Genomic DNA, 6,469 nt, shown 5'->3' on the forward strand with positions numbered 1-6,469 from the left:
CTGATGCCTTGGCTGCCGGTCTGGGACAACGTGGCCTTCTCGCTCAAGCTGCAGGGCAAGAGCGCGGCCCAGCGGCGCGCGGCAGCGCAACCCTTCATCGAAACGGTCAAGCTCAAGGGCTTCGAGAACCACTATCCCAGCGAACTCTCGGGTGGCATGGCACAGCGGGTCGGCATTGCCCGCGCGCTGTTGCAGAATCCCTCGGTGATCCTGATGGACGAGCCCTTTGCCGCGCTGGATGCGCAGACCAAGATGGAAATGCAGGAAGAACTGGTTGCACTGTGGCAGCGCTACGAGGGCACCATCGTCTTCGTCACCCACAGCGTCGATGAAGCGCTGATCCTGGCGACCAAGATGGCGGTGATGACGCATCGCCCGGGGCACATGCGCGAGCTGATCGACATCGACCTGCCACGTCCGCGCGATACCACCACACCCGAATTCAACCAGTACAAGCGCCACGTGCTGAGCCTGATCCGCGAGGAATCGGCGCTGGCCCATGCGGATGCCGCCCTGCTGGCGGCCTGAAAGGAAACACCATGATCCCACGCACCCTGCTCGGCATGCTCACGCCGTCCTCCAACACCACGCTGGAGCCGGTCACTACCGCCATGCTGGCCGATATCCCTGAAGCCAGCGCCCACTTCGGCCGTTTCCGCGTGACCGAGATTGCGCTGTCCAATCAGGCGCTGGCGCAATTCGACGACAGCGAGATCCTGCGCGCAGCCGAACTGCTCTCGCACGCCAAGGTCGGCAGCATCGCCTGGAATGGCACCTCCTCGGGCTGGCTGGGTTTCGATGCCGATGAACGCCTGTGCCGCCGCATCACCGAAGCCACCGGCATTGCGGCCTGCACCTCGGTGCTGGCCTTGAACGAGATCTTCGACATCACGGGTGTGAAGCGCTTCGGCCTGGTTACGCCTTATCTGGACGAGGTGCAGGCCGCCATCATCGCGAATTATGCGGCTTCGGGGCTGGAATGCGTGTCCGAACGCCACCTGCGCAAGCAGGACAATTTTTCCTTCTCGGAGGTCGGTGCGGAGGAATTGCGCGCCATGGTGCGCGAGGTGGCCAAGGACAAGCCGCAGGCCATCACCATCTTCTGCACCAACCTGCGGGGTGCGCCGCAGGTGGAAGAACTGGAGCGCGAGGTCGGCATCCCGATCTACGACACCATCTCCACCGTGGTCTGGAAGTCGCTGCAGCAGGCCGGTGCCGATCCATCGCGCATCCGCGGCTGGGGCAGTCTGTTCCGCGACGTGCGCTAGCACTGGCATTGGCACTGGCCGCGTCGGCGGCATCTTCCATTTTCATCTTCTGTCTCACGCCCCGGCCCGTGCCGGCGGCGCGGGGTGATACACGCTCGTTCGAAAGGAATACAGATGGACAGCTTTGACCTGGTGATCCGCAATGGCACCGTGGCGACGGCCGCCGACATCATGCAATGCGATGTCGGCATCAAGGACGGCAAGGTCGCCATGCTGGGACGGGGCCTGCCTCCGGGGCGCGAGGAGATCGATGCCAGTGGCAAGCTGGTGCTGCCCGGCGGCGTGGACGCGCATTGCCATCTGGACCAGCCGATGGAAGAGGGACTGCGCATGGCCGACGATTTTCGCAGCGGCACCATTTCCGCTGCCTGCGGCGGCACGACCACGGTGATTCCTTTCGCGGCCCAGGCCAAGGGCGGTTCCTTGCGCGCGGCGGTGGAGGATTACCATCGCCGGGCTGAAGGCAAGGCGGTGATCGACTATGCCTTCCACATGATCGTGAGCGACCCCAGCGAAGAGGTCTTGAAGCACGAGCTGCCGCAACTGGTGCGCGAGGGCTATACCTCCTTCAAGATCTACATGACCTATGACGATCTCAAGCTCAATGACCGCCAGATACTCGACCTGCTGGCGCTGGCGCGCAGGGAAGGGGCGCTGGTCATGGTGCACGCCGAGAATGCCGATTGCATCGGCTGGCTCACCGAGCAGTTGGAAGAAGCCGGCCTGACCGCCCCCAAATACCACGCCCACTCGCGTCCGATGATGGTGGAGCGGGAAGCCACTCATCGCGCCATCGCCCTGTCGGAGCTGGTGGACGTGCCCATCCTGATCGTGCATGTCTCCGGCCGCGAAGCCATCGAGCAGATCCGCTGGGCGCACGGCCATGGCCTGCGCATCCATGCCGAGACCTGTCCGCAATATCTGGTGCTGACGGCCGATCACCTCGATGATGGCTACCACGGCGCCAAGTGCGTCTGTAGCCCGCCACCGCGCGACAAGGCCAACCAGCAATATGTCTGGGATGGCCTGGCCAGCGGCTTGTTCACGGTGTTTTCGTCGGACCATGCGCCGTTTCGCTACGAGGATGCGCAGGGCAAGAAACCGGGCGGCCGGGAAGTGCCGTTCCGCTACATCCCCAATGGCACGCCGGGGCTGGAGACGCGCCTACCCATCCTGTTCTCCGAAGGCGTGGGCAAGGGCCGTATCGATCTCAACCGTTTCGTGGCACTGACCGCCACCGACCCGGCCAAGATGTATGGCCTCTATCCGCGCAAGGGCACCATCGCCATCGGCAGCGATGCCGACATCGCTATCTGGGACCCGCATCGCGCGGTCACCGTGCGTAACGAGATGCTGCATCACGACGTCGACTACACCCCGTATGAGGGCATGGAGCTGACGGGCTGGCCGGTGCTGACCCTGTCGCGCGGCGAAATCGTCTGGAACGATGGCCAAGTGAGTGCCACTCCCGGGCGCGGCCAGTTCCTGCCCTGCGGCCTGCCTGATCCGGCCAGACCGAAGCAGCGCGTGCCGGACTGAGGGCAAGGGGCTGAAAGGTCGTGGTTTGCGGGCGATATGAAGTGATCTGCAGGTGTGGTGCGGCAACACGCCCGAAGTGGTGCGTGCCGCACCAAATGGGTTTATGCAGGTGAATATTCTTTCCAACATGCAGTTGGCCGCAAGAAATGCTGCCAACAGGCTTTCTTGCCATCCAATACGGCAGCACTATTGGTGACCTCTTCTCTACCATGGGAGCCGTTTGGATGCGCTGCAGCATACGCCGGGTGGACCGTTTTGATGGACCTTGCCACGGCGTTGCGGCGCTCCGTTTTCATCCTGGAGCCCGAGATGTCCACCGTCATTGCCACCCCCGTTGCCAACCGCTCTGCGACCCGCACCGCGCCTGCCCGGCGCCAGCCGATGAGCCGGCTGTTCCTGCTGGCCGTGGTGCTGGCGATTTGCATCTGGGGCGGTAACTGGCCGGTGATGAAGTTCGGCAGCCAGTTCATCCCGCCGCTGTGGTTCGCGGCCAGCCGCTTTCTGTCGGCGGCCATTCTGAGTTTCGCTATCGCCGCCGTGCTCGGCAAGCTGCGCCTGCCGAGCCGCCAGGAGTGGCCGGTGGTGGCCGGGGTGGGGGTGTTGCAGATGGGCTTGTTTACGGCCCTGGTGACCGGTGCCTTGCACTTCGTCATGCCGGGCCGCGCTTCGCTGATCGCCTATGCCACGTCGATCTGGGTGGTGCCGGGCGCGGCGCTGGTGTTGAAGCACAAGTTGAGCACCCAGCAATCGCTGGCCACCGTCTGCAGCTATGCCGGCATGGCCGTCATCGTGTTGCCGGCGCTGCTGCACGCGGACATGCATAGCATGATCGGTTACCTGATGCTGGGCGCGGCCTCGCTGTCGTGGGCCATGAACATCTTGCAGATCAAGCTGACGCCGGGCGTGAAGCTGGACTTCGATCTGTTGCCCTGGCAGACCCTGGTGGCGGCCGTGCCGCTGTCCTTGCTGGCCCTGGTGGTCGATGGCGCGCCGACCTTCCTGGCCAATCCGCATTCCTGGGGCGTGATCGCCTATACCGGTCCGCTGGCCACCGCCCTGACTTTCCTGATCGTCTTGCAGATGACCCAGCGACTCTCGCCGGTGACGGTGTCGGTGTGCATGTTGGGCGTGCCGGTGGTGGGCTTGACGCTGTCGTCGCTGATCTTCGGCGAGCAGCTCTCAGGCGACCTGTTGCTGGGCATGGGCTTGCTGTGCCTGGGGCTGGTGTTGCCGGCTTTGCCTGCGCTGGCCACGCGCCGGGTGGCTGGCGAGGCCTGATGGCTTCAGGGGCGCTTCAGCGGTCGGTGAGATAACGCCCGATGCGTTCGCCTAATAGTTCGCGCAAGGCGCGCACCGTGGGCGAGAGACTCATGCGGTGGGTGCAGACCAGGTTCAGCGGCGAGGCCTCGCCCACATAGTCCGGCAGCAGCGCTTCCAGCCTGCCGTTGCGCAGGTCGGCCAGCACGTCCAGGCGCGACTTGTAGGCAATGCCGCGGCCATCGACGGCCCAGCGGTGTACCAGTTCGCCATCGTCACAGACGCGGTCGCCGCTGACTTGCATCTGGATCGGCCTACCCTCTTTGAAGAAGGTCCATTGCGAATGCAGCGTGTCCGAGAGCAGGTAGCGCAGGCAATTGTGCTGGCGCAGGTCGGCCGGACTGCGCGGGCGGCCATGGCGCGCCAGGTAGTCGGGCGAAGCGCACAGCACGCGCCGGTTGTCCGGGGCCAGCGCTAGCGCCACCAGGCTGGAATCCTCGGGCGGGCTGTAGCGGATGGCCACCTCCACCGGCTGGCGGAACATGTCGGTCACGCGGTCGCTGATGCGCACATGCAGGCTCACCGCCGGATGCTGGGCCTGGAATTCATCGAGCCATCGGCTCATCAGGTTGCGCCCGAGATCCGAGGGTGCCGATAGCGACAGGGTGCCGCCCACCACGCGTCGGCCATGGGCCACCGCATCGCGTCCGGCATTGACTTCGGCCAGGACATTGCGAGCGTATTGCAGGTAGCGTTCGCCATCGGGCGTGAGGCGCAGGCTGCGGGTGGAGCGCGCCAGCAGGCGCGCCCCCAGCTCGCCCTCCAGGCGCTTCATGGCGGCGCTGGCCACCGCCGGGGTGACGTCGTGTTGGCGGGCAGCGGCGGAGAGGCTGCCGTTGTCGGCGGCACAGACGAAGATGGCAAGGTCTTCCAGGCGGATCATGAGCAGAGACAATGAAGAAGTGGGATCGAAGCCCTCATTCTACTTTCAATTATTTTTTGAAAATGTTTCTGCCCCGCTGCACTTTTTTGAAGCCGCATCCTGGCCGATGATGTCACGCAAGCCGCACTCTCAGATTCATGAGCATTAAGCGCGCTTTAATACTCAACATCAGACCCATTCAACGGAAGGAAATACCATGAGCCTGCTCTCCGCCGCCCGCAAGCGTCACTCCACCAAGGCCTTCGACCCCAGCCGCAAGATCCCCGCATCCATCATCGCCGAGCTGCGCGAACTGCTGCGCCTGGCGCCATCCTCGGTGAACTCGCAGCCCTGGCACTTCGTCATCGCCGCCAGCGAGGCTGCCAAGGCGCGCATCGGCAAGGCGGCCGAGGCTGGTCATCCCTACAACCTGTCCAAGATCACCAATGCTTCGCACGTGATCGTGCTGTGCGCCCGCACCGCCATCAGCGAGCCGCACCTGGAGGCCGTGCTGGCCAAGGAAGAAGCCGATGGCCGCTTCGGCGATGCCCAAGCCAAGGCCGGTCAGCATGGTTCGCGCCTGCTCTTCAGCAACCTGCATCGCTATGAATTGAAGGATGCCCAGCACTGGATGGAAAAGCAGGTCTATCTGGCCCTGGGCACACTGCTGCTGGGCGCGGCCGAACTGGAAGTGGATGCGGTGCCGATGGAAGGCTTCAATGCCAAGGTGCTGGATGAGGAGCTGGGGCTGCGCGAGCAGGGCTTCACCAGCGTGGTGCTGGTGGGCCTGGGTTACAGCGGCGCCGACGACTTCAATGCCAAGCTGCCCAAGTCGCGCCTGGCGGCCGAGACCATCTTCACCGACCTCTGAGGTGCAACCGCTGGTCCGTCACACCTGATGGATCAGCGCATTGGCGGCCTGCTGCAAGGCCGGCAGGACGCGGACCAGCGTCTGTTCCTGCGATTCGACCGCCATCGGAAAGCTGAGACTGAGCGCGCCGATCACCTTGGCATGACGGTTCTTGAGCGGCACCGCGATGCCGCGCACGCCGGTCTGCAATTGTTGCTCCACCAGCGCATACCCCTGCTGGCGCGCCTGCGCGATCAGCTCGTAGAGACGATTCGGATCGGTGATGGTATGCGGGGTGAAGGGCGTCATGGCGCAGGTGGCCAGCCAGGCCCGTACCTGTTGCTCGGGTAGTGCGCCCAGCATGACGATGCCCGGTGAGGCCAGTTGCGCCGGCACTCTCGCGCCCAGCACGAAGCCGGTGGTCATGACGCGGGTGGCGCCGTTGCGAGCGATGAAGACCAACTCCCAGCCATCGAGCACGCTGGCATACACGGCTTCACCGGTCTGGCCGGTGATCTGTTGCAGGTGCGGCTGCAGGATGCGCGGCAGTGGCGCCGAATCGAAATAGGACCAGCCGACTTTCAGCACCCGCGGCGTGAGGGCGAAGGTCTGCCTTCGCTGTGCAATAGCCCA

General features: G+C 64.5%; 7 protein-coding genes. 5 read left to right on the forward strand and 2 right to left on the reverse strand.

The window, feature by feature from the left end:
* The 4 genes from I5W_RS13145 to I5W_RS13160 form a co-directional block, all read left to right on the forward strand.
* A partial coding sequence (locus tag I5W_RS13145) for an ABC transporter ATP-binding protein (RefSeq protein ID WP_044529566.1) occupies nucleotides 1-528 on the forward strand: 528 nt, incomplete at its 5' end.
* Between the two features lie 11 nt (nucleotides 529-539).
* Nucleotides 540-1,268 (forward strand): maleate cis-trans isomerase family protein, encoded by a 729-nt coding sequence (locus I5W_RS13150; RefSeq protein ID WP_044529567.1) that lies wholly within the window; start codon nucleotides 540-542, stop codon nucleotides 1,266-1,268.
* A gap of 108 nt (nucleotides 1,269-1,376) precedes the next feature.
* Nucleotides 1,377-2,807 carry a dihydropyrimidinase gene (gene hydA / locus I5W_RS13155; protein ID WP_256380780.1) on the forward strand — a complete coding sequence of 477 codons (1,431 nt, stop codon included), beginning with the start codon at nucleotides 1,377-1,379 and terminating at the stop codon, nucleotides 2,805-2,807.
* Between the two features lie 309 nt (nucleotides 2,808-3,116).
* Complete coding sequence (locus tag I5W_RS13160) at nucleotides 3,117-4,085, forward strand: DMT family transporter (RefSeq protein WP_044529569.1); 969 nt, start codon at nucleotides 3,117-3,119, stop codon at nucleotides 4,083-4,085.
* Nucleotides 4,086-4,101: 16 nt separating this feature from the next.
* Here the strand turns inward: I5W_RS13160 and I5W_RS13165 are convergent, their stop codons facing one another.
* A complete protein-coding gene (locus I5W_RS13165) occupies nucleotides 4,102-5,007 on the reverse strand; it encodes a LysR family transcriptional regulator (protein WP_017452340.1) in 906 nt (301 codons plus the stop codon).
* Nucleotides 5,008-5,203: 196 nt separating this feature from the next.
* On the opposite strand from I5W_RS13165, the gene I5W_RS13170 reads away from it, so the two are divergent.
* The gene (locus I5W_RS13170) at nucleotides 5,204-5,857 is read left to right on the forward strand and encodes an oxygen-insensitive NAD(P)H-dependent nitroreductase NfsB (RefSeq protein WP_017452339.1); all 654 of its coding nucleotides are present in this window, start codon (nucleotides 5,204-5,206) and stop codon (nucleotides 5,855-5,857) included.
* A gap of 18 nt (nucleotides 5,858-5,875) precedes the next feature.
* On the opposite strand, the gene I5W_RS13175 is transcribed toward I5W_RS13170, so the two are convergent.
* The coding region (locus I5W_RS13175) for an IclR family transcriptional regulator domain-containing protein (RefSeq protein ID WP_044529570.1) at nucleotides 5,876-6,469 on the reverse strand (594 nt) is incomplete at its 5' end.

The organism is Herbaspirillum sp. B65 (assembly GCF_000333555.1).
Lineage (GTDB): Bacteria > Pseudomonadota > Gammaproteobacteria > Burkholderiales > Burkholderiaceae_D > Herbaspirillum > Herbaspirillum rubrisubalbicans.

Coding starts and splice junctions, on each gene's coding strand:
- I5W_RS13150 (WP_044529567.1), top strand. CDS start 540: ATGATCCCACGCACCCTGCTCGGCATGCTCACGCCGTCCTCCAACACC.
- I5W_RS13160 (WP_044529569.1), top strand. CDS start 3,117: ATGTCCACCGTCATTGCCACCCCCGTTGCCAACCGCTCTGCGACCCGC.
- I5W_RS13165 (WP_017452340.1), bottom strand. CDS start 5,007: ATGATCCGCCTGGAAGACCTTGCCATCTTCGTCTGTGCCGCCGACAAC.
- I5W_RS13170 (WP_017452339.1), top strand. CDS start 5,204: ATGAGCCTGCTCTCCGCCGCCCGCAAGCGTCACTCCACCAAGGCCTTC.